This window comes from Aequorivita sp. CIP111184 (genome assembly GCF_900489465.1).
GTDB lineage: Bacteria > Bacteroidota > Bacteroidia > Flavobacteriales > Flavobacteriaceae > Aequorivita.
The window spans coordinates 102,469-122,774 of sequence record NZ_UEFQ01000019.1 but is presented as its reverse complement, the minus strand read 5'-3'; the positions used below and the strand labels follow the sequence as shown (position 1 = coordinate 122,774).

General features: G+C 37.9%; 29 protein-coding genes. All 29 read right to left on the bottom strand.

Features of this window, described 5'->3' with window-relative positions; all coding sequences use genetic code 11:
* Nucleotides 1-25 precede the first annotated feature (25 nt).
* The 29 genes from AEQU1_RS08490 to rpsC all read right to left on the bottom strand — a co-directional run bounded on the left by AEQU1_RS08490 (nucleotide 26) and on the right by rpsC (nucleotide 20,302).
* Nucleotides 26-1,432: a peptide MFS transporter gene (locus AEQU1_RS08490; protein WP_111880367.1), complete on the bottom strand. Its 1,407-nt coding sequence runs from the start codon at nucleotides 1,430-1,432 to the stop codon at nucleotides 26-28.
* Nucleotides 1,433-1,461: 29 nt separating this feature from the next.
* Nucleotides 1,462-3,639, bottom strand: a complete 2,178-nt coding sequence (locus AEQU1_RS08485; RefSeq protein ID WP_111880366.1) for a S9 family peptidase — start codon at nucleotides 3,637-3,639, stop codon at nucleotides 1,462-1,464.
* A gap of 117 nt (nucleotides 3,640-3,756) precedes the next feature.
* Complete coding sequence (locus AEQU1_RS08480) at nucleotides 3,757-4,557, bottom strand: transporter (protein ID WP_111880364.1); 801 nt, start codon at nucleotides 4,555-4,557, stop codon at nucleotides 3,757-3,759.
* A gap of 76 nt (nucleotides 4,558-4,633) precedes the next feature.
* The gene (locus tag AEQU1_RS08475) at nucleotides 4,634-5,548 is read right to left on the bottom strand and encodes a dimethylarginine dimethylaminohydrolase family protein (protein ID WP_111880362.1); all 915 of its coding nucleotides are present in this window, start codon (nucleotides 5,546-5,548) and stop codon (nucleotides 4,634-4,636) included.
* Nucleotides 5,549-5,611: 63 nt separating this feature from the next.
* Nucleotides 5,612-6,898 carry a citrate synthase gene (locus AEQU1_RS08470; protein ID WP_111880361.1) on the bottom strand — a complete coding sequence of 429 codons (1,287 nt, stop codon included), beginning with the start codon at nucleotides 6,896-6,898 and terminating at the stop codon, nucleotides 5,612-5,614.
* 177 nt (nucleotides 6,899-7,075) lie between these two features.
* The gene (eno, locus tag AEQU1_RS08465) at nucleotides 7,076-8,362 is read right to left on the bottom strand and encodes a phosphopyruvate hydratase (protein WP_111880359.1); all 1,287 of its coding nucleotides are present in this window, start codon (nucleotides 8,360-8,362) and stop codon (nucleotides 7,076-7,078) included.
* Nucleotides 8,363-8,448: 86 nt separating this feature from the next.
* Complete coding sequence (carA, locus tag AEQU1_RS08460) at nucleotides 8,449-9,570, bottom strand: glutamine-hydrolyzing carbamoyl-phosphate synthase small subunit (protein WP_111880357.1); 1,122 nt, start codon at nucleotides 9,568-9,570, stop codon at nucleotides 8,449-8,451.
* A 143-nt stretch (nucleotides 9,571-9,713) separates the two neighbouring features.
* Complete coding sequence (rplQ, locus tag AEQU1_RS08455; protein WP_111880355.1) at nucleotides 9,714-10,223, bottom strand: 50S ribosomal protein L17; 510 nt, start codon at nucleotides 10,221-10,223, stop codon at nucleotides 9,714-9,716.
* Nucleotides 10,224-10,288: 65 nt separating this feature from the next.
* Nucleotides 10,289-11,281 (bottom strand): DNA-directed RNA polymerase subunit alpha, encoded by a 993-nt coding sequence (locus tag AEQU1_RS08450; RefSeq protein ID WP_111880353.1) that lies wholly within the window; start codon nucleotides 11,279-11,281, stop codon nucleotides 10,289-10,291.
* Nucleotides 11,282-11,302: 21 nt separating this feature from the next.
* Nucleotides 11,303-11,908: a 30S ribosomal protein S4 gene (gene rpsD / locus AEQU1_RS08445; RefSeq protein WP_111880352.1), complete on the bottom strand. Its 606-nt coding sequence runs from the start codon at nucleotides 11,906-11,908 to the stop codon at nucleotides 11,303-11,305.
* An 89-nt stretch (nucleotides 11,909-11,997) separates the two neighbouring features.
* On the bottom strand, nucleotides 11,998-12,399 hold the full coding sequence (gene rpsK / locus AEQU1_RS08440; protein WP_111880350.1) for a 30S ribosomal protein S11: 402 nt from the start codon (nucleotides 12,397-12,399) through the stop codon (nucleotides 11,998-12,000).
* 11 nt (nucleotides 12,400-12,410) lie between these two features.
* On the bottom strand, nucleotides 12,411-12,785 hold the full coding sequence (gene rpsM, locus AEQU1_RS08435) for a 30S ribosomal protein S13 (RefSeq protein ID WP_111813983.1): 375 nt from the start codon (nucleotides 12,783-12,785) through the stop codon (nucleotides 12,411-12,413).
* Between the two features lie 3 nt (nucleotides 12,786-12,788).
* Entirely contained in the window at nucleotides 12,789-12,905 is a 117-nt protein-coding gene (ykgO, locus tag AEQU1_RS08430; protein ID WP_009779203.1) for a type B 50S ribosomal protein L36, read from the bottom strand.
* A gap of 44 nt (nucleotides 12,906-12,949) precedes the next feature.
* Nucleotides 12,950-13,165, bottom strand: coding sequence for a translation initiation factor IF-1 (infA, locus tag AEQU1_RS08425; RefSeq protein WP_068763107.1), 216 nt, complete (start codon nucleotides 13,163-13,165; stop codon nucleotides 12,950-12,952).
* Between the two features lie 2 nt (nucleotides 13,166-13,167).
* The gene (gene secY / locus AEQU1_RS08420) at nucleotides 13,168-14,511 is read right to left on the bottom strand and encodes a preprotein translocase subunit SecY (RefSeq protein ID WP_111880348.1); all 1,344 of its coding nucleotides are present in this window, start codon (nucleotides 14,509-14,511) and stop codon (nucleotides 13,168-13,170) included.
* A gap of 12 nt (nucleotides 14,512-14,523) precedes the next feature.
* Nucleotides 14,524-14,976: a 50S ribosomal protein L15 gene (gene rplO / locus AEQU1_RS08415; RefSeq protein WP_111880347.1), complete on the bottom strand. Its 453-nt coding sequence runs from the start codon at nucleotides 14,974-14,976 to the stop codon at nucleotides 14,524-14,526.
* A 13-nt stretch (nucleotides 14,977-14,989) separates the two neighbouring features.
* Nucleotides 14,990-15,169, bottom strand: a complete 180-nt coding sequence (rpmD, locus tag AEQU1_RS08410) for a 50S ribosomal protein L30 (protein WP_111880345.1) — start codon at nucleotides 15,167-15,169, stop codon at nucleotides 14,990-14,992.
* A gap of 12 nt (nucleotides 15,170-15,181) precedes the next feature.
* Entirely contained in the window at nucleotides 15,182-15,706 is a 525-nt protein-coding gene (rpsE, locus tag AEQU1_RS08405; protein WP_068763104.1) for a 30S ribosomal protein S5, read from the bottom strand.
* Nucleotides 15,707-15,714: 8 nt separating this feature from the next.
* The gene (rplR, locus tag AEQU1_RS08400) at nucleotides 15,715-16,071 is read right to left on the bottom strand and encodes a 50S ribosomal protein L18 (RefSeq protein ID WP_111813973.1); all 357 of its coding nucleotides are present in this window, start codon (nucleotides 16,069-16,071) and stop codon (nucleotides 15,715-15,717) included.
* An 11-nt stretch (nucleotides 16,072-16,082) separates the two neighbouring features.
* Entirely contained in the window at nucleotides 16,083-16,625 is a 543-nt protein-coding gene (gene rplF / locus AEQU1_RS08395) for a 50S ribosomal protein L6 (RefSeq protein WP_111880343.1), read from the bottom strand.
* Between the two features lie 15 nt (nucleotides 16,626-16,640).
* Nucleotides 16,641-17,042 carry a 30S ribosomal protein S8 gene (gene rpsH, locus AEQU1_RS08390; RefSeq protein ID WP_111880342.1) on the bottom strand — a complete coding sequence of 134 codons (402 nt, stop codon included), beginning with the start codon at nucleotides 17,040-17,042 and terminating at the stop codon, nucleotides 16,641-16,643.
* An 85-nt stretch (nucleotides 17,043-17,127) separates the two neighbouring features.
* Nucleotides 17,128-17,397, bottom strand: coding sequence for a 30S ribosomal protein S14 (rpsN, locus tag AEQU1_RS08385; protein WP_111880340.1), 270 nt, complete (start codon nucleotides 17,395-17,397; stop codon nucleotides 17,128-17,130).
* Nucleotides 17,398-17,400: 3 nt separating this feature from the next.
* The gene (rplE, locus tag AEQU1_RS08380; RefSeq protein WP_111880338.1) at nucleotides 17,401-17,952 is read right to left on the bottom strand and encodes a 50S ribosomal protein L5; all 552 of its coding nucleotides are present in this window, start codon (nucleotides 17,950-17,952) and stop codon (nucleotides 17,401-17,403) included.
* Nucleotides 17,953-17,954: 2 nt separating this feature from the next.
* Nucleotides 17,955-18,269 carry a 50S ribosomal protein L24 gene (rplX, locus tag AEQU1_RS08375; RefSeq protein ID WP_111880423.1) on the bottom strand — a complete coding sequence of 105 codons (315 nt, stop codon included), beginning with the start codon at nucleotides 18,267-18,269 and terminating at the stop codon, nucleotides 17,955-17,957.
* A 13-nt stretch (nucleotides 18,270-18,282) separates the two neighbouring features.
* The gene (gene rplN, locus AEQU1_RS08370; RefSeq protein WP_111880337.1) at nucleotides 18,283-18,651 is read right to left on the bottom strand and encodes a 50S ribosomal protein L14; all 369 of its coding nucleotides are present in this window, start codon (nucleotides 18,649-18,651) and stop codon (nucleotides 18,283-18,285) included.
* A gap of 2 nt (nucleotides 18,652-18,653) precedes the next feature.
* The gene (gene rpsQ, locus AEQU1_RS08365; protein WP_014782644.1) at nucleotides 18,654-18,917 is read right to left on the bottom strand and encodes a 30S ribosomal protein S17; all 264 of its coding nucleotides are present in this window, start codon (nucleotides 18,915-18,917) and stop codon (nucleotides 18,654-18,656) included.
* 15 nt (nucleotides 18,918-18,932) lie between these two features.
* Nucleotides 18,933-19,124, bottom strand: a complete 192-nt coding sequence (gene rpmC, locus AEQU1_RS08360; RefSeq protein WP_111880335.1) for a 50S ribosomal protein L29 — start codon at nucleotides 19,122-19,124, stop codon at nucleotides 18,933-18,935.
* Between the two features lie 11 nt (nucleotides 19,125-19,135).
* Entirely contained in the window at nucleotides 19,136-19,555 is a 420-nt protein-coding gene (gene rplP / locus AEQU1_RS08355) for a 50S ribosomal protein L16 (RefSeq protein ID WP_014782642.1), read from the bottom strand.
* A gap of 18 nt (nucleotides 19,556-19,573) precedes the next feature.
* Nucleotides 19,574-20,302: a 30S ribosomal protein S3 gene (gene rpsC / locus AEQU1_RS08350; protein WP_111880333.1), complete on the bottom strand. Its 729-nt coding sequence runs from the start codon at nucleotides 20,300-20,302 to the stop codon at nucleotides 19,574-19,576.
* Nucleotides 20,303-20,306: the final 4 nt, after the last annotated feature.

The following is a 20,306-nucleotide window of genomic DNA, read 5'->3' as shown; positions in this document are numbered from 1 at the left end:
GCTTTGGTTAAATATATTTCTGAAATTAATTTGCTTTATTGAAATCTGGATCCGCAATTTCATACGGCTCATTATCGTCATTAATTTCACGCTCATTATCTTCAGCGCCGTGGGTCAGTTTTTCCAATTTCTTTCTAATTAACATAACTAATAATCCAAAGACTACACAAAAAATTGCAATTCCAGTAAATACGGTGTATTCTCCCAAATCTGAGGCAGATTCTCCAAGCAATCCCGCCACTTTGTTTCCAAAGCCGGTCATTGCAAAGTACACACCCATCATAAGAGATGCGTATTTTAGAGGAGCCAATTTTGTAATATATGAAAGCGCCACTGGTGACAAACATAATTCTCCAACTGTGTGGAATAAATATGCCGCAACTAACCAATACATAGCTGATGAACCATCGGCATTATATTGAGCTGCTGCTCCTGTCATAAAAAAGAAACCTGTACCCATTATTATTAAGCCGAGACACATTTTAAAAAGGGAAGTTGAAATTTTTCCTTTCAATTTTCTATGTGCCCAATAAGCAGCAACACTTGTACCTAAAACAATAATGAAAAGTGCATTTAAAGATTGGAACCAAGAAGCTGGTACCTCCCACCCCATTAACATTCTATTCGTTTTTTCAGAAGCATAAATATTCATCAAACCTCCTGCTTGTTCAAAAGCACCCCAGAATACAATTACCAAAATGAAAGAAATGAACAATACAATCATTCTATCTTTTTCAATTTTTGAAAGCGGTCTTTTCATTGCTGCCTGTTCTTCGGGATCAATTGAATTGTTGGTATTGTTACCAACATATTTCAAATGTTTTTGACCAGCTACATATTGAATCAACCCTAAGAGCATCCCTATTGCGGCAAGTCCAAAACCATAATGCCATCCATAAACTTCACCAACGTAACCTACTATCAAACTTGAAAGAAAGGCACCTACGTTAATACCTATATAAAATATTGTAAAACCCTTATCTCTTCTAATATCGCCAGTCTTATAAAGACCCCCAACCATGGTAGAAATATTCGGTTTTAACATACCTACCCCGGCAATAATAAGTCCAAGCCCTGTATAAAACGCCCACATTTGCTCAATAGATAGGATTCCGTGACCAGCTACAAGTAAAATACCACCAACCAATACAGACTGTTTTTGCCCTAAAAATTTATCAGCAATCCAGCCTCCAGGAATGGAAGCCACATAAACTAACATTGTGTAAGTTCCATAAAGCGAAAGAGCATCTCCATTTGTCCACCCCAGCCCAGGGTTGCCACTACCTGCTTCTGCAACTAAGTAAAGAACCAAAATGGCACGCATTCCATAATAGGAAAAGCGTTCCCACATTTCGGTAAAAAATAGTATATAAAGACCTACCGGATGGCCAAATAATTCCTTTTGCTTTTGGTATTGAAGTGCGTCTGACATAAAATTCGATTATTAGTTAGTGTTGATTTTTATAAGTTTTTTTTGATGAAATCGGTCATTAAAGTATATAAATGCAATCGGGTATTGCCCCCGTAAATACCGTGGTTTTTATCTGGATATATTCTCCAGTCAAACTGCTTGTTGGCTTGAACTAATGCTTCTATCAGGCGCATACTGTTCTGTACGTGCACATTATCATCAGCACTTCCGTGAACAAGTAAGAATTTCCCTTTCAATTTATCTACGTGGGAAAGCGGTGAGTTCTCATCATAACCTGAAGCATTTTCCTGGGGCGTTTGCATATATCTTTCAGTATAAATACTGTCATAAAATCTCCAGCTAGTAACTGGGGCAACGGCAATTGCCATTTCAAAAGTATCGGCACCTTGAAAAAGACAGTTGGAAGACATAAAACCACCATAACTCCAACCCCAAATTCCAGTTCGGGATTCATCAATATAGGGCAGCTCACTCAATTTTTTCGCGACAGCTATTTGGTCTTCAACTTCATATTTACCCAGTTCCTTTTGGGTCATTTTTTTGAAATCTCTTCCTTTAAAACCCGTTCCGCGGCCGTCCACACAAGCTATAATATAACCTTCCTGCGCAAGCAATTCATGCCAATAATCATTTGTGCCAATCCAGCTATTGGATACATTTTGAGAACCGGGACCTGAATATTGATAAAGAAATAGCGGATACTGCTTTGTTTCATCAAAATCTAATGGCTTGATCATATACATATTCAGATCTTCGCCATTGATATTTATGGTTGAAAACTCTTTAGGGGAAATTTTATATGAAGCTAGTCGATTTTTTAAATCGCTGTTGTCTTTTATTTCGCGAAGCAATTTTCCTGTTTTTGCTTCTCTAAGTGTAAAGACGAAAGGGGTTTTTGCATCAGAAAAAGTATTGATAAAATAAGTATAATCCGCACTGAAATCTGCATCATTAGTCCCTGTTTGTTGCGTCAAGCGTGCTTTGTTCTTTCCCGAAGGAAGTATGGAATACACATCGCGGTTAATACTTCCGTTTTCTGTACTTTGGTAATACACACGCCCGGTGTTTTGATCAAAACCATAATAAGCGGTTACTTCCCAGGGACCTTTGGTTACTTGATTCATCATCTTACCATCTTTATCATATTGATAAATATGGTTCCAACCATCCTTTTCGCTGGTCCAGAAAAAACTATTATTATTTAAAAAAGTTAGATTATCTGTTACATCTACGTATGCATCATCTTTTTCCTGTAAAATTAATTTTGTAGAATTGCTTGAAGCATCCACAAAAACCAAGTCTATTACATTTTGATGGCGATTGGCGAGCTGCACGCTCAATAAATTATTGTCTTCGGTCCAAAGTAATCTTGGAATGTAATAACTATTGTATTTTGAAAGATCTACAGAAGTAGTTTTAGCGCTAGCAAGGTCATAAAACTGCAACGAAACTTTTGAGTTAGCCTCACCTGCTTTTGGATATTTAAAAGTGTCTGCAAAAGGATACAGATCATTACCATAAACGTCCATAGTAAATTCAGGAACCTCCGTTTCATCAAATTTTATATAGGCAAGTTTATCACCGCTTTTACTCCATTCAAAAGCACGAACAAATGCAAATTCCTCCTCATATACCCAATCTGTAATGCCGTTGATTATGCTGTTCTTCTTTCCGTCTGAGGTTATTTGTTTGGTTTCGCCAGAATTCAAATCTTTTACATAAAGATTGTTCTCAAAACCGTAAGCCACTTTGCTACCATCATTGCTGAACGTTGGCTCTTGAATTTTATTAGTGGATACAAGGCTGAAATCCTTTGTTTTCAAATCGTAAACATAATAAGTTCCAAGTGAAGAACGTCGGTATATCTGTTTCAGTTCAGTTGAAAAAAGAATTTTGGATTCATCTTTACTGAACTCATAAGAAATTACGAAATCAATTCCCTTTAAATCTTTACTATTAAGAAGCGTTTTTACCTTTTCACCGCTTTTATAATCATAGACATCAACGGTTGAAACCTTATCCTGCCTATCATAATTAAGCACGGCATATTCTTTTCCATTGTTCATTGAATGGAGTACATCCAAGCCTTGTGTGCGAAAGGCACCACCCCAAATTTCTTCTAGGGTTATGTTCTTTTGTTGTGCAGTAAGAGTAGAGATAGCTGTTATAAACAGCAGTAAAAAAGATAGGGAGATTATTTTTTTCAAAGTGTTAAAATTTTAATACGCCAAGTTTACTAATTTTTTGTGAAAGAGGGAGCGGTTTTTTTGTTAAATAAGCCTTTGAAGCGTTATTTAATGCGAATAACAAATAGTTACAATGTCTTACAAATTGTACACTATTGATAAACCGTATGCAAACCCTTGAAATGTATTTCGTCCACCAAAAATATAAGATAGATTTAATGCAGAACCAAAGTTTTTTGAAAAAGAGCGATACAAAGTGCCTCCCACTTTATGATAATCAACTCCCAATGCACTGAAATTTTGAGGACGTGGTGTACCCCGATAGTCGATACCGCCAAAAGAATATTGGTAATCATAAAAAACGTCGTAATACCATACGGACAAAGCTTTTCCCGTTTTGAAGGTAATGGGAAGGCTGTTTGGGGTTTCTTCAAATTTAAAGGAAAAACCACTTTGCAATGTGGCAAACCAACCAGAATTCCATTTGTAATGTGCCACTGCGCGGGTTTCTATAATTGTAGCTTGTTGACCAATATCATTGAGTCCGCCAATATTATAATTTGAAATTGGCGTTGATAAACCTGTGCCTAAACTAAATTCAAGATTTCCGTTTTCAGAAGCAGATTGAAAAAAACGATATTTCAACATAACTGAAATATCCTGAAAATCACTTTCATTGTCGCTCCTCAAGTAGGGAAGAGAGGTATTTATATCAAGATTGTCAGTTATCCCGTATGTGGCATATAGATTTATGTAGTAAAGATTTCGGCCTAAATCTATTCTTTCGGTACCCACAAAGTAACTTTTGGGATCTTCAAAGCCAACTCCAAGAACCACGGAACCTTTACCTCTCCCTTTATAAAATCCGTCAATTTTTCCCTGCGAGAAACTGTTTGAAAAAATAAACAAGGAAAAAGTAAGGGAAACCAAAATCTTCATGGAACTTTTCTATAAAAAGGATTATTTACATATATACGTAAATAATGGGCTTTTGGTTGAAAGAAAAGAAATTACGTTAATCCCGAATAAGAGGCATTGTAGTACAACGAAGCAAGCCTTCCTGCTTTGAAATTTCGGCGTAGGGAACTTCTTCTACAGTAAAACCCTGTTCGCGAAGCCAAGTATTTAATCTTGTAAAGTTTTTTTCTGAAATCACAACATTTGGAGAAATGGAGAAAATATTGCTGTTCATATTATACATTTCCTGCTTGTTAATATGAAAACAATTTTCTTTTCCGAAGAAATTAATAAGCCATTCGTATTCTTCTTCAATTAAAAATCCTTCTTTGTGTATTATTGCCTTTCCTCTTCCCAAGGGCTGAAAGCAACAATCCAGATGCAGTGCGTTTTCATCAGCAACAGTATTGCTTTTTTTAAGATTGAAAGATTTAACTTTTTTATGAGGAAACAATTTCTGAAGATGTTTAACGGCATTCATATTGGTTCGGGCCGTAATAAAACTTGGATAATCTTCGCCATAATAGGCACCCACAAAAATATAATCTCCCCAAGGCATTACGTCGCCGCCCTCTATATGGGCATTTTCAGGAAATTTAATAATTTTTGAAGAATCAATATGGTTGATTACATGTTCAATGGCCTCAATTTCCATAGAACGGTCTTCAAGGATATTTGCAATTATAAATTTATCTTCAATAACAAAAGCGATATCACGCGAAAATATTTGATTATAATCCTTTATGGAATGGGGTCTATAGACCTTAACATCATATTTTTTGAACACAGCCGCAACGGCTTCCATTTCATCAACCATATCTTCATCTTTGGGATACGTGCCTCCTTTAATGTGCTCAGCAGATTTAGGGTCGTAGGCGTTTTCCAGTTTGGGAATAGGACCATTACTATCTGCGCGGCCCAGTATTACAGCTCGCAATCTTGAAATTTCGTCGTTGATGTTTAATTTAATCATAAGGCAAATATAAAAAAAGCACTTCGATACCGAAGTGCTTTCAAATATATTAAAAAATAGGATTTATCTCTTTTCAACAGGCAAGAATTCTCTATGCGTTTCGCCAACATAGATTTGACGAGGACGCCCTATTGGTTCTTTGTTTAAACGCATTTCTCTCCATTGTGCAATCCAGCCTGGTAAACGCCCTAAAGCGAACATCGGGGTAAACATTTCAACTGGAATACCAAGTGCTCTATAAATTATTCCCGAATAGAAATCTACATTTGGATATAATTTTCTTTCTACAAAGTATGGATCTTCCAATGCTTCTTTTTCTAAAGCTTTAGCAATATCTAGAATTTCATCTTCAATTCCTAAATTTTCTAAAACGTCATCGGCTGCTTTTTTAATGATTTTTGCACGTGGATCAAAGTTTTTATAAACCCTATGTCCAAATCCCATCAAACGGAACGGATCATCTTTATCTTTTGCTTTCGCCATAAATTTCTTAGTGTCTCCGCCATCTTCTTTAATTGCTTCAAGCATTTCTATAACAGCTTGATTGGCACCTCCGTGAAGTGGACCCCAAAGAGCTGCAATTCCCGCAGAAATTGAAACAAACAAACCGGCGTGTGAAGAACCAACGATTCTTACGGTTGATGTAGAACAGTTCTGTTCATGATCCGCATGAAGAATTAATAATTTATCTAAAGCTTCCAAAACAGTTTCATTGGTTGAGTATTCCCCACTTGGTTTTTTGAACATCATTTTCAAAAAATTATCCACATAACCTAAGGAATCTCCGCCGTAATCTAACGGAAGCCCCATACGTTTTCTGTATGTCCAAGCAGTTAAAACAGGGAATTTTCCAAGAATTTTTACAATTGCCTTGTACATATCTTCCTCACTATCAACATTCACTGAAGAAGGGTTAAAAGCCACCAATGCAGACGTTAAAGAAGATAAAACTCCCATTGGATGTGCAGCTTTTGGAAAACCGTCCAAAATACGTTTCACATCCTCATCGACATGGGATTGTGCTTTTATATCTGTGTGAAATTTATTGAGTTGTGTTTCAGTAGGTAATTCACCAAAAATAAGCAGGTAACAAACCTCTAAGAAGTGTGCTTTTTCGGCAAGTTCTTCAATAGCATATCCGCGGTATCTCAGAATTCCTTTTTCGCCATCTAAAAAGGTAATTGCACTTTCGCAAGCGCCCGTATTTTTATAACCTGGATCTAGTGTAACAACACCATTAGTATCGGTACGAAGACTTTTAATATCTATTCCTAATTCATTTTCAGTTCCTTCCACAATGGGAAACTCGTATTTTTTACCATCTATCTCGAGGGTTGCCATCTTTGCCATAAAATATTGTGTGTTTTAATTTATTCAGAAATGCTAATTTACGAAATCTCAAGCAATTTTTTTAGCATTACTGCGTTATCTTAGGTTAAAAAATCCTTAAATCATAGGTTATTGAACGAATTTCGGAATATAAAAAAACCCCGCAGCTTGCAGGGTTTTTAAATTAGTGATTTAAAATTATATTTTAAAAGCGTTTCGCTGCGGAAAATAGGCAACTTCGCCCAATTGTTCCTCTATTCTAAGCAATTGATTATACTTAGCCATTCTATCACTTCGAGAAGCAGAACCGGTTTTTATTTGGCCACAATTGAGCGCTACTGCAAGATCTGCAATTGTATTATCTTCTGTTTCACCGCTTCGGTGGCTCATTACTGAGGTATAACCTGCATTGTGAGCCATATTCACCGCTGCAATTGTTTCTGTTAAAGTACCAATTTGATTCACTTTTATCAAAATTGAATTGGCTATTTTTTCCGAAATTCCTCTTGAAAGTCTTTCTACGTTTGTAACAAACAAATCGTCACCGACCAACTGTACTTTATTACCTATCTTTTCGGTTAAATATTTCCAACCCTCCCAATCGTTTTCGTCCATTCCGTCTTCAATTGAAATGATTGGATATTTTTCACATAACTCAGCCAAATAATCTGCTTGTTCTTTTGAACTTCTCACTTTCCCATTTTCGCCTTCAAATTTGCTGTAATCGTATTTATTCTTCACATAAAATTCCGCCGCAGCACAATCTAAAGCAATCATTACATCGTCGCCCAATTTGTAACCTGCTTTCTTAGTTGCTTTTGCAATAGTATCCAAGGCGTCTTCGGTTCCATCTAAAGTTGGAGCAAAACCACCTTCGTCACCCACAGCTGTACTCAAGCCACGGTCATGCAATACTTTTTTAAGATTGTGAAAAATTTCTGAACCCATTTGCATAGCATGGGTAAAGCTTTTAGCTTTTATAGGCATCACCATAAATTCCTGAAACGCGATGGGAGCATCACTGTGCGAACCGCCATTGATAATGTTCATCATTGGCACAGGAAGCGTTTTGGCGCTCACGCCACCTATGTAACGATACAAAGGCATCCCCAACTCATTGGCTGCAGCTTTTGCACAAGCCAGGGAAACTCCCAAAATAGCATTGGCTCCAAGCTTAGATTTGTTTTTTGTCCCATCCAAATCAATCATTATTTTATCGATAAGTTCTTGTTCAAAAACCGAAACTCCCAGAAGTGTGCCTGCAATTTTGCCATTTACGTTTTCAACAGCTTTTGAAACACCTTTGCCCATATATGCTTTTCCGCCGTCGCGAAGTTCAACTGCTTCGTGCTCTCCGGTTGATGCGCCAGAAGGAACTGCTGCGCGACCCATGAAACCGTGTTCGGTAATTACGTCAACTTCTACTGTAGGATTTCCACGGGAATCGAAAATTTGTCTGGCTTTGATGTCGATGATGATACTCATTAGTTTATTATATATAGTTATTACTTATCTTATTGTGTAATATTAAAAAACCTGACCAGTTTTGGAAACCTGTCAGGTCTAATATTTTATGCAGTTTGCAACTTATGGTTTTCAATACTCTCGATAAATTGATCAAAAAGATACGAAGCATCGTGCGGTCCCGGACTTGCTTCGGGATGATACTGAACCGAAAAGGCAGGTTTATTTTTCAGTCGTATTCCAGCTGCGGTGTGATCGTTTAGATGCTCGTGGGTTATTTCAATATTTGGATTGGCTTCCGCTTCTTCTCTATTTATTGCGAAACCGTGGTTCTGTGAAGTGATTTCACCTTTACCGCTTAACAGATTCATAACGGGATGGTTTATGCCTCGGTGGCCGTTATGCATTTTATAGGTTGAAATACCGTTTGCTAAAGCTAAAACTTGATGTCCTAAACAAATGCCAAACATTGGCAATTCTTTATCCAAAATTGTTTTTACAACTTCTATTGCATCATGAAGTGGTTCCGGATCGCCAGGACCGTTTGAAATAAAATAGCCATCTGGATTAAATTCTTGCATATCTGAAAAAGTGGCGTTGTATGGAAAAACTTTTATGTAGCAATCTCTTTTATCAAGATTTCGGAGGATGTTTTTCTTTATTCCCAAATCCAATGCTGAAATTTTAAATTTGGCATTTTCGTTTCCAAAGAAATAAGGGGCTGTAGTAGAAACTTTTGAAGCAAGCTCCAAACCGTTCATTTCAGGCACTTCAGCCAATTGCTTTTTAAGCCCTTCAATGTTATCAACTTCGGTAGAAATTACCGCATTCATTGCGCCATTGTCGCGAATGTAGCTTACCAAGGCTCGTGTATCAACATCGCTGATGGCTAGCAAATTGTTTTTGTTTAGAAATTCTTCCAAAGAGTCATCTGCAGCAGCTCGTGAATAATGGTAGCTGAAATTACGGACAACCAAACCTGCAATTTTGATTCCATCAGATTCCACTTCATCTTTATTAACACCATAATTCCCAATATGGGCGTTAGTGGCAACCATAATTTGTCCAAAGTAGGATGGGTCAGTAAAAATTTCCTGATAGCCCGTCATACCTGTATTGAAACAAACTTCTCCAAAGGCTGAGCCTTCTTTGTTTCCAACCGCTTTTCCGAAGAAAATGGTTCCATCTGCGAGTAAAATAAGTGCTTTTTTTCGTGTTTGATATTTCATTTATAGAAGGTTTCAAGTTTCAACCCTTTGACAAGCTCAGGGTGACAATTTTAGGTTTCTCAAAAATCTTTGCAAAAATAGTATAAAAAAAAGGGATAAACGAAAACGCTTATCCCTTTGTTATTTAATGAATTTAAATTCATCTATTCTTCTTCTTTCTTAGCTTTACTTTCAGCTTTTGCTGGAGCGGCTTTTGCAGCTGGTGCAGCAGCATCAGCTTCAGTAGGAGTTCCGCTTCCACGACGACTTCTACGCGTAGTTTTCTTCTTGGTAGCTTTGCCTACATTATAAATTTCGTTGAAATCTACAAGCTCTATCATTGCCATATCAGCGTTATCACCTAGACGGTTACCCAATTTAATGATTCGGGTGTAACCTCCTGGACGATCACCAACTTTTGGTGCAACAGTTCTAAAAAGTTCTGCAACTGCTTCTTTTTGACGCATTTTTGCAAAAACCAAACGACGGTTATGGGTAGTGTCTTCCTTAGATTTTGTTACCAATGGCTCAACAAATTTTTTCAACGCTTTCGCTTTCGCTACTGTAGTGTTGATACGTTTGTGTTCAACAAGTGAACAAGCCATGTTTGCCAACATTGAATGTCTGTGGGCGGTTTTTCTTCCTAAGTGATTTATTTTTTTTCCGTGTCTCATGACATTTTTGTTTTAATCATCATCTTGCTACGACCCATTTTGGGGAGCAAAATATGACGTATTAACTAATCTTTATCTAATTTATATTTTGCAAGATCCATTCCGAAGTTTAGGCCTTTTACATTTACAAGCTCTTCAAGCTCTGTAAGCGATTTTTTACCGAAGTTGCGGAACTTCATCAAGTCATTTTTGTTGAAAGAAACAAGATCTCCCAAGGTATCAACCTCTGCAGCTTTCAAACAGTTTAGCGCACGAACAGAAAGGTCCATATCTACTAATTTTGTTTTAAGCAACTGACGCATATGAAGGGATTCTTCATCATAAGTTTCAGTTTGTGCAATCTCATCAGCCTCTAAAGTAATACGCTCATCGCTGAACAACATAAAGTGGTGAATCAATGTTTTTGCAGCTTCGGTCAAAGCATCTTTTGGGTGAATAGATCCGTCTGTAACGATTTCAAAAACTAATTTTTCGTAATCTGTTTTTTGCTCTACACGGAAGTTTTCAATGCTGTACTTCACATTTTTTATTGGAGTGTAGATAGAATCTGTAAAGATGGTTCCTAAAGGAGCGTTCGCTTTTTTGTTCTCTTCAGCGGGAACATAGCCACGACCTTTTTCGATAGTGATTTCGAAATTAAGATTCACTTTTGGATCCATATTGCAAAGAACCAATTCTGGGTTCAATACTTGGAATCCTGAAATGAATTTTTGGAAATCACCAGCCTTTAACTGCTCGTTTCCAGAAACGGAAATAGTAACGGTTTCGTTGTCTATCTCGTCAATCTGTCTTTTGAAACGAACTTGTTTCAGGTTCAAAATAATTTCGGTAACATCTTCCACTACACCAGCGATGGTAGAAAATTCGTGATCCACACCTTCGATGCGAACCGAAGTGATGGCGAATCCTTCCAAAGAGGAAAGTAGTACACGTCTTAATGCGTTACCAATGGTAAGTCCGTAACCTGGTTCCAAAGGACGAAATTCAAATTTCCCTTCGAAATCGGTAGAATTTACCATTATAACTTTATCAGGCTTCTGAAAACTAAATACTGCCATAATTGACTTTCTGTGTTTTTATTATTTAGAATATAATTCGACGATAAACTGCTCGTTAATGTTTTCTGGAATCTGGATTCGCTCAGGGACAGAAACAAATGTTCCTTGTTTGGTTTCGCTATTCCAAGTGATCCACTCATACACATGACTTGCATTTGCCAACGAATCGTTGATTGCGCTAAGAGATTTTGATTTCTCTCTAACGGCCACTACATCTCCAGCTTTCAACTGGTAAGATGGAATGTTTACTTTTTCACCATTAACGGTGATATGACGGTGAGAAACTAATTGTCTAGCACCAGAGCGACTTGGAGAAATCCCCATACGATACACTACGTTATCTAGACGAGACTCCGCCAATTGAAGCAATACTTGACCTGTAATACCAGGTGCAGCAGTTGCTTTTTTGAACATGTTTCTGAATTGACGCTCCAAAATACCATAGGTATATTTTGCTTTTTGCTTCTCCATCAATTGGATTGCATATTCAGATTTTTTTCCACGACGACGTGTGTTACCGTGTTGCCCTGGAGGGTAATTTCTCTTTTCGAAAGATTTATCGTCTCCGAAGATTGCTTCCCCGAACTTACGGGCGATTTTAGTTTTTGGACCAGTATATCTTGCCATTTCTAATTTAAGGTTATGAAGGAAAACTAAATTAAGGTCTTACGTTAATCCTTTAGTTTTTTACCCTTCAGATTGATATTTATAATTAATTAAACTCTTCTTCTTTTTGGAGGACGGCATCCGTTGTGCGGCATTGGCGTAACATCGATAATCTCTGTAACTTCAATTCCTGCGTTGTGGATGGATCGTATTGCAGATTCTCTACCGTTTCCTGGCCCTTTTACATAAACTTTTACTTTACGCAATCCGGCATCGTGAGCAACTTTTGCGCAATCTTCTGATGCCAATTGAGCTGCATAAGGAGTGTTTTTCTTAGATCCACGAAAGCCCATTTTACCGGCTGAGGACCAAGATATAACATCTCCGTTTTTATTAGTTAACGAAACGATAATGTTGTTGAAGGAAGCTGTAATGTGTGCTTCACCAACTGATTCAACATTAACCTTGCGTTTTTTAACTGTTTTTGTAGTCTTAGACGTTGTCTTTGCCATAACTCTAGGTTTTATTTAGTTGCTTTTTTCTTGTTAGCAACAGTTTTACGTTTTCCTTTTCTTGTACGAGAGTTATTCTTAGTACGTTGTCCTCTTAACGGAAGACCCGATCTGTGACGAATACCTCTGTAACAACCAATGTCCATTAAGCGTTTAATGCTCAATTGAACTTCACTACGTAATTCACCTTCGATTTTGAAAGACGATACAGCGTCACGAATAGCACCGATTTCATCATCGTTCCATTCACTTACTTTTTTGTCTTCGTTAACCTCGGCTTTTTTCAGAATATCTTGGGCACGGCTTTTACCGATTCCGAAGATATACGTTAACGCGATTACACCCCTTTTGTGCTTCGGGATATCTACACCTGCGATTCTTGCCATAACTTATCCTTGTCTTTGTTTGAACTTTGGGTTCTTTTTGTTAATTACATATAATCTGCCTTTTCTGCGAACAATCTTGCAGTCGGCACTTCTTTTCTTTACGGATGCTCTTACTTTCATCTGTTTCTGTTTTTATATTTCAATGAACCGTGAGGTCCGTTGTATTAGTATCTGTATGTTATTCTTGCCTTACTTAAATCATAAGGGCTCATTTCTAATTTCACTTTATCTCCGGGCAACAATTTAATGTAGTGCATACGCATCTTGCCTGAAATGTGTGCTGTTACAATATGACCATTTTCCAATTCTACACGGAACATCGCGTTTGATAGTGCTTCCACTATACTTCCATCTTGTTCTATTGCGCTTTGTTTTGCCATAATTATGCTACTGCCTTTCTATTTTTGCCGCTTTTCATCAAACCATCGTAATGACGGTTCAACAAATACGAGTTTACTTGTTGCATTGTATCAATAGCCACACCAACCATAATCAATAGTGATGTACCACCGTAAAATAGTGCCCAACCTTGCTGAATGCCTAATAACTTAACCGCAAATGCTGGTGCAATAGCGATTAATGCTAAAAACACAGATCCCGGAAGGGTAATTTGTGACATTATTCGGTCTAAATATTCAGCCGTTTGTGATCCTGGCTTAATACCTGGAATGAAACCACCGCTTCGCTTCAAATCGTCAGCCATCTTGTTTGTCGGAACAGTGATAGCTGTATAGAAATAGGTGAATATGATAATCAATATTGCGAAAACCAAGTTGTACCATAATCCAAATATATCACTGAATGTAGCTTGAATTCCCTGAGCAAAATCACTTTCGGAAAGACTAGCAACTGCAGATGGTACAAACATAATTGCTTGCGCAAATATAATTGGCATTACCCCAGAAGCGTTCAATTTTAATGGAATAAATTGTCGTGCTCCGAAAATATTCTTTTCGTAACCACCACTTGCTGTTCTTCTTGCATATTGTACAGGTATCTTTCGAACTGCCATTACCAACATAATTGATAATAGAATAATTATAAACCAGATAACCAATTCAATAAGTATCATAATCAAACCACCGTTTGATTCAATAACTCTTGAAACAAATTCCTGAGCAAATGATTGTGGCAAACGTGCAATGATACCTACCATAATAAGTATGGAAATACCGTTACCAATTCCTTTGTCGGTGATTTTTTCACCCAGCCACATTGCAAATATTGTTCCTGTTACCAATATAATTACTGAAGAAACATAGAACATTAAGCTTTGGCCCATTATAAAAGCTTCTGCTGGAACACCCATTGCTGGAAGGCCTGCAAGATAACTTGGGGCTTGCACCAAACAAATTCCTATCGTTAACCAACGTGTAATTTGATTGATTTTCTTACGGCCACTCTCGCCTTCTTTCTGTAATTTCTGAAGGTAAGGAACAGCAATCTGCATCAACTGTACAACAATGGAAGCAGAAATATATGGCATAATACCTAATGCAAAAACAGAAGCGTTAGCAAAAGCTCCTCCTGTAAATGCGTTTAGTAATCCACCAATACCACCGGCATTGAATTTACCTGCGAACTGTGCCAACATATCTGCATCAATTCCGGGAAGCACTACTTGCGCACCAAAACGGTAAACCAATAGCATTCCAAGAGTAAGCAGAATGCGATTACGCAGTTCCTCTATTTTCCAAACATTTTTTAAGGTATCGATAAATTTCATCCTTAGCTTTTGTTACAATGTTACTACTTCGCCACCGGCAGCTTCAATAGCTTCTTTTGCCGAGGCAGTGAACTTGTGAGCAGATACCTTTAATTTTGCTTTTATTTCGCCTCTTCCTAAAATCTTCACCATTTCGCTTTTTCCAGCAAGACCCAAACCTACTAGAGCTTCGAAGTCAACAGTATCATTTATTTTTTTGTCATCAACCAATTGTTGCAAAGTATCAATGTTGATACCTTTGTATTCTTTACGGTTGATGTTTGTAAATCCAAACTTAGGAACACGACGTTGTATTGGCATTTGTCCACCTTCAAATCCAATTTTCTTGGAATAACCTGAACGTGATTTTGCACCTTTATGTCCGCGGGTGGCAGTACCACCTTTACCGGAACCTTGTCCGCGACCTACTCGCTTGCCTTTGTTTTTCGCCGATCCTGCGGCGGGTTGTAAGTTACTTAAATCCATTTTTAATGTGTCCTTATTTGGTTTCAACAGAAACCAAGTGATTAACTTTATTGATCATACCAAGAATGTTTGGCGTATCTTCATGTTCAACAGTTTGGTTCATCTTGTGAAGACCCAAAGATTCCATGATTCTTTTTTGGTTTTTTGGGCGCTTTATAACGCTTCTTACCTTTGTTACTTTAATTTTTGCCATCGCTCTGATATTTTATCCTTTGAATACTTTTTCAAGTGAAATTCCACGTTGGTTGGCTACAGTTTGTGCACTTCGCATTTGCAAAAGAGCATCAAAAGTAGCTTTTACCACGTTGTGTGGGTTGGAAGATCCTTGTGATTTTGACAATACATCGTGAACTCCTACTGCCTCCAATACGGCACGAACAGCACCACCAGCAATAACTCCTGTACCAGGCGCAGCTGGAAGAAGATTAACTCGGGCTCCGCCGTATTTTCCTTTTTGTTCGTGTGGAAGAGTTACTTTGTTAAGTGGAATGCGAACTAAGTTTTTCTTAGCATCTTCAATAGCTTTTGCTATTGCGCTTGCAACATCCTTGGATTTACCAAGTCCGTGGCCTACCACTCCTTTTTCGTCTCCAACAACTACAATAGCTGAAAATCCGAAGGCACGACCACCTTTGGTCACCTTGGTTACACGTTGTACACCTACCAAGCGGTCTTTCAATTCAAGTCCTCCTGGTTTTACTAATTCTACGTTTTTATAATCTTGATACATAATATGACTTAGAATTTAAGGCCACCTTCTCGTGCACCTTCAGCTAATGATTTTACTCTTCCGTGGTATAAGTAACCGCCTCTATCAAAAGCAATGGCTTCAACACCTGCTTTAACAGCTTTTTCTGCGATTGCTTTTCCTACCAATTTTGCCGCTTCAACTTTGTTTACTTTTGAAGCGTCAATGTCTTTATCTCTTGAAGATGCAGCGGTAATGGTCTTTCCATTTACATCGTCAATAATTTGAGCGTATATTTCTTTGTTGCTGCGGAAAACAGCTAAACGTGGGCGACTTTCGGTCCCCTCTACCGTTTTTCTGATCCTCATGCGCAAGCGCTCTCTTCTTTCGTACTTTGATAATGCCATAACTCTATTTGTTATGCAGATTTACCTGCTTTTCTTCTTAATTGTTCACCTACAAATTTAATACCTTTTCCTTTGTAAGGTTCTGGTCTACGGAAGCCACGGATTTTTGCCGCTACTTGTCCTACCAATTGCTTATCGTGTGAAGTTAATTTTACGATTGGATTTTTACCTTTATCAGATACCGTTTCAACTTTTACTTCTGGAGCAATTTCCAAAACAATGTTGTGAGAATATCCTAAAGCCAAATCCAATTTTTGTCCTTGGTTGCTAGCGCGGTAACCCACACCTACCAATTCCAATTGCTTGGTCCATCCGTTGCTTACACCTTCAATCATATTATTGATTAAAGATCTATAAAGACCGTGCTTAGCGGTATGATCTTTCGAATCTGAAGGGCGTTCAACCAATACTTGTCCGTCTTCAACTTTCACCGTTACATCAGCATATTGCTGTGTTAACTCGCCTAATTTTCCTTTTACGGTAATTACATTGTCTTTTACATCAACTGTAACTCCTTGTGGGATTGCTACCGGGTTTTTACCTATTCTTGACATTTCTTTGTCTATTTTTTAGTAAACGTAACACAATACTTCGCCACCTACATTCTGTTCCTTGGCTTGTTTGCCGGTCATAACTCCTGAAGAAGTAGAAACTATGGCAATACCCAAACCGTTCAGAATACGAGGAAGTTCTGTTGAACCTGCGTATTTACGTAAACCTGGTTTACTTATTCTTTGAATTTTCTTGATCACTGATTCTTTAGTAAGCTTGTCGTATTTCAACGCAATTTTGATGATCCCTTGCGGGGTACTTTCGTCATCAAATTTGTAGCTTAAAATGTAACCTTGATCAAAAAGGATCTTTGTAATCTCCTTTTTAAGGTTTGAAGCTGGAATCTCTACTACGCGATGTCCGGCTTTCGCAGCATTTCTAACACGTGTTAGATAATCTGAAATTGGATCTGTATTCATTTATTTCAATTTTCGGAAGTGGTTTTTGGACTATTCCAAACCTACGACCAGTTTATACTTTTTCTTTTGAACAGTAAATATGTTCTTACCAAGATGCTTTGCGCACTCCTGGAATTAACCCTGAATTTGCCATTTCACGGAAAGTTACACGTGAAATTCCAAAAGTTCTCATATACCCTCTTGGTCTTCCGGTTAATTTGCAACGGTTGTGCAAACGTACTGGTGAGGCATTTTTTGGTAGTTTTTGTAAACCTTCCCAATCACCAGCTTCTTTTAAAGCTTTACGTTTGGCAGCATACTTCAATACCGTTTTTTGTCTCTTAACCTCGCGGGCTTTCATTGATTCTTTAGCCATCTCTTAGTTCTTTTTAAAGGGTAATCCCAATTCTTGTAGTAATGATTTCGCTTCTTTATCAGTAGCTGCAGAAGTAATGAATGTAATATTCATCCCTTCAATTTTCTTCACTTTATCGATATCGATTTCTGGGAAGATAATTTGCTCAGTAATTCCCAAAGAGTAATTTCCTCTTCCGTCAAAACCGGTTGCTTTAATTCCGTTAAAGTCACGTACCCTTGGCAAAGCTGAAGTTACCAATCTATCCAAAAATTCATACATACGCTCTCCACGCAACGTAACTTTCACACCAATTGGCATGCCTTTACGAAGTTTGAAGTTTGCAACGTCTTTTTTAGAGTTTGTTGAAATCGCTTTTTGCCCAGTTATTTTTGTAAACTCATCAACCGAATAGTCAATAAGTTTCTTATCAGCTACTGCTGCACCCACTCCGCGGGAAACAACGATACGCTCTAATTTAGGTACCTGCATGACGTTTTTGTAACCAAATTCGTCAGTAAGTGAATTGATCACTTTGCTTTTATACTCTTCTTTAAGTCTTGGTGAATATGCCATAACTATATTGCTTGATTCGATTGTTTTGAAAACCGTACTTTTTTACCATCTTCGGTTTTATACCCTACACGTGTAGCTTTTCCAGATTTTGGATCAACCAACGAAAGGTTTGAAATATGGATAGGAGCTTCTTTCTTTGCAATTCCACCTTGTGGGTTTTTTGCACTTGGCTTCTCATGTTTTGAAACCATATTTACTCCTTCTACGATTGCTTTGTTTTTGTCAAGGAATATTTTCATCACTTTACCTTCAGAACCTTTGTGGTCCCCGGCAGTAACTACTACTGTATCGCCTGATTTTATTTTAAGCTTTGTCATCTTAGTTTTCATATTAAAGCACCTCTGGTGCCAATGATACTATTTTCATAAATTGCTTGTCACGAAGCTCTCTTGCTACTGGTCCGAAAACACGTGTTCCTCTCATCTCGCCTTGGGCGTTCAAAAGTACACAAGCGTTGTCGTCAAAGCGGATGTAAGAACCGTCAGGTCTTCTTATTTCCTTAACAGTACGAACTACAACTGCTGTAGAAACTGCTCCTTTTTTAATACTTCCGTTTGGAGTGGCTTCTTTTACAGAAACTACAATTTTATCACCAATTGAAGCATACCTTCTTTTAGTACCGCCTAATACACGAATAGTAAGTACTTCCTTAGCACCGGTATTATCTGCGACTTTGAGTCTTGATTCTTGTTGTAACATAATTACTTCGCTCTTTCAATTATTTCTACTAATCTCCAACATTTGGTTTTACTCAAAGGTCTTGTTTCCATGATCTTTACAGTATCACCTTCGTTACAGTTGTTTGTCTCGTCGTGTGCTACGTATTTTTTCGTTTTCAAAACGAACTTTCCGTACATAGGATGCTTTACTTTTTTCACCTCTGCAACTACAATGGACTTGTCCATTTTGTTGCTGGTTACTACACCTATACGTTCTTTTCTTAAGTTTCTTTTAATTTCTTCCATCTTTCAGCTGTACAGTTATTGCACTTCTCTATTAGTTAGTTCCGTCGCTAATCTTGCTATCACCCTTCTTTGGGATCTTAGTTGAATTGGATTTTCCAACGGCGAAATGGTATGAGCCATTTTAAGGTCTGAATAAGCTTTTCTAGAGTCAGCGAAAGCTTCCTGAAGTTCAGCCGTTGATGCTTTTTTAATTTCTGATTGTTTCATCGTTCAAAAAATTATGCTTGGAAATCCCGAGACATTACAAATTTAGTTTTAACGGGAAGCTTTTGTGCCGCAAGGCGTAAAGCTTCTTTTGCTGTTTCAAGGGTAACACCAGATACTTCGAAAAGCATTCTTCCTGGTTTTACTACAGCAGCGTAATATTCTACAGCTCCTTTACCTTTACCCATACGTACTTCAAGAGGTTTTTTGGTAATTGGCTTATCGGGAAAAATCATAATCCAGATAGAACCTTCTCTTTTCATAAATCGAGTAGCGGCAATACGAGCAGCTTCAATTTGTCTTGCTGTAAGAAATTCTGATTCCAACGATTTTATACCGAAGGTTCCGTACGCTAGCTGATTGCCACGACCGGCATCGCCTTTCATACGGCCTTTCATTTGTTTACGGTACTTTGTTCTTTTAGGTTGTAACATTTTCTTCTATTTAAAAAATTACTTTCTGCGACGTGCTTTGTTGCCACCGCGTCCTGCTGGAGCTCCTTTACCACCACCTTTTTTGCCAGTTGATAAACCAACAAGTGGGGAAAGCTCTCTTTTTCCATATACTTCGCCTTTCATAATCCATACTTTAACACCCAATCTACCATAGGTAGTGTGTGCCTCAACTAAAGCGTAGTCAATATCGGCTCTAAAAGTTGATAAAGGAATACGACCTTCTTTGTAAGATTCTGAACGAGCCATTTCAGCTCCGTTCAAACGTCCAGAAATCTGTACCTTAATACCTTCAGCATTCATTCGCATTGTTGCCGCGATTGCCATTTTAATAGCACGACGGTATGAAATACGGCTTTCAATTTGGCGTGCAATACTTGCAGCTACCAAAAATGCATCAAGCTCAGGTCTTTTGATCTCGTGAATGTTGATCTGTACCTCTTTATCTGTAATTTTTTTAAGCTCTTCTTTTAGCTTGTCTACTTCCTGACCACCTTTACCGATAATGATACCGGGACGGGCAGTGGTTATAGTAACGGTTACAAGCTTAAGCGTACGCTCAATAATTACTCTACTCACACTAGCTTTACTTAAACGAGCGTGGATGTATTTCCTGATCTTGTCGTCTTCGGCAAGTTTATCGCCGTAGTCGTTGCCTCCGTACCAGTTGGATTCCCAACCTCTAATGATACCCAGGCGATTTCCGATTGGATTTGTCTTCTGTCCCATTTAA

Coding starts and splice junctions, on each gene's coding strand:
- AEQU1_RS08490 (WP_111880367.1), bottom strand. CDS start 1,432: ATGTCAGACGCACTTCAATACCAAAAGCAAAAGGAATTATTTGGCCAT.
- AEQU1_RS08480 (WP_111880364.1), bottom strand. CDS start 4,557: ATGAAGATTTTGGTTTCCCTTACTTTTTCCTTGTTTATTTTTTCAAAC.
- AEQU1_RS08475 (WP_111880362.1), bottom strand. CDS start 5,548: ATGATTAAATTAAACATCAACGACGAAATTTCAAGATTGCGAGCTGTA.
- AEQU1_RS08470 (WP_111880361.1), bottom strand. CDS start 6,898: ATGGCAAAGATGGCAACCCTCGAGATAGATGGTAAAAAATACGAGTTT.
- eno (WP_111880359.1), bottom strand. CDS start 8,362: ATGAGTATCATCATCGACATCAAAGCCAGACAAATTTTCGATTCCCGT.
- carA (WP_111880357.1), bottom strand. CDS start 9,570: ATGAAATATCAAACACGAAAAAAAGCACTTATTTTACTCGCAGATGGA.
- rplQ (WP_111880355.1), bottom strand. CDS start 10,223: ATGAGACACGGAAAAAAAATAAATCACTTAGGAAGAAAAACCGCCCAC.
- AEQU1_RS08450 (WP_111880353.1), bottom strand. CDS start 11,281: ATGGCAGTATTTAGTTTTCAGAAGCCTGATAAAGTTATAATGGTAAAT.
- rpsD (WP_111880352.1), bottom strand. CDS start 11,908: ATGGCAAGATATACTGGTCCAAAAACTAAAATCGCCCGTAAGTTCGGG.
- rpsK (WP_111880350.1), bottom strand. CDS start 12,399: ATGGCAAAGACAACGTCTAAGACTACAAAAACAGTTAAAAAACGCAAG.
- rpsM (WP_111813983.1), bottom strand. CDS start 12,785: ATGGCAAGAATCGCAGGTGTAGATATCCCGAAGCACAAAAGGGGTGTA.
- ykgO (WP_009779203.1), bottom strand. CDS start 12,905: ATGAAAGTAAGAGCATCCGTAAAGAAAAGAAGTGCCGACTGCAAGATT.
- infA (WP_068763107.1), bottom strand. CDS start 13,165: ATGGCAAAACAAAGCGCAATAGAACAAGATGGAAGTATAGTGGAAGCA.
- secY (WP_111880348.1), bottom strand. CDS start 14,511: ATGAAATTTATCGATACCTTAAAAAATGTTTGGAAAATAGAGGAACTG.
- rplO (WP_111880347.1), bottom strand. CDS start 14,976: ATGGATTTAAGTAACTTACAACCCGCCGCAGGATCGGCGAAAAACAAA.
- rpmD (WP_111880345.1), bottom strand. CDS start 15,169: ATGGCAAAAATTAAAGTAACAAAGGTAAGAAGCGTTATAAAGCGCCCA.
- rpsE (WP_068763104.1), bottom strand. CDS start 15,706: ATGTATCAAGATTATAAAAACGTAGAATTAGTAAAACCAGGAGGACTT.
- rplR (WP_111813973.1), bottom strand. CDS start 16,071: ATGGCATTATCAAAGTACGAAAGAAGAGAGCGCTTGCGCATGAGGATC.
- rplF (WP_111880343.1), bottom strand. CDS start 16,625: ATGTCAAGAATAGGTAAAAACCCGGTAGCAATCCCACAAGGAGTTACA.
- rpsH (WP_111880342.1), bottom strand. CDS start 17,042: ATGAATACAGATCCAATTTCAGATTATCTAACACGTGTTAGAAATGCT.
- rpsN (WP_111880340.1), bottom strand. CDS start 17,397: ATGGCTAAAGAATCAATGAAAGCCCGCGAGGTTAAGAGACAAAAAACG.
- rplE (WP_111880338.1), bottom strand. CDS start 17,952: ATGGCATATTCACCAAGACTTAAAGAAGAGTATAAAAGCAAAGTGATC.
- rplX (WP_111880423.1), bottom strand. CDS start 18,269: ATGACAAAGCTTAAAATAAAATCAGGCGATACAGTAGTAGTTACTGCC.
- rplN (WP_111880337.1), bottom strand. CDS start 18,651: ATGTTACAACAAGAATCAAGACTCAAAGTCGCAGATAATACCGGTGCT.
- rpsQ (WP_014782644.1), bottom strand. CDS start 18,917: ATGGAAGAAATTAAAAGAAACTTAAGAAAAGAACGTATAGGTGTAGTA.
- rpmC (WP_111880335.1), bottom strand. CDS start 19,124: ATGAAACAATCAGAAATTAAAAAAGCATCAACGGCTGAACTTCAGGAA.
- rplP (WP_014782642.1), bottom strand. CDS start 19,555: ATGTTACAACCTAAAAGAACAAAGTACCGTAAACAAATGAAAGGCCGT.
- rpsC (WP_111880333.1), bottom strand. CDS start 20,302: ATGGGACAGAAGACAAATCCAATCGGAAATCGCCTGGGTATCATTAGA.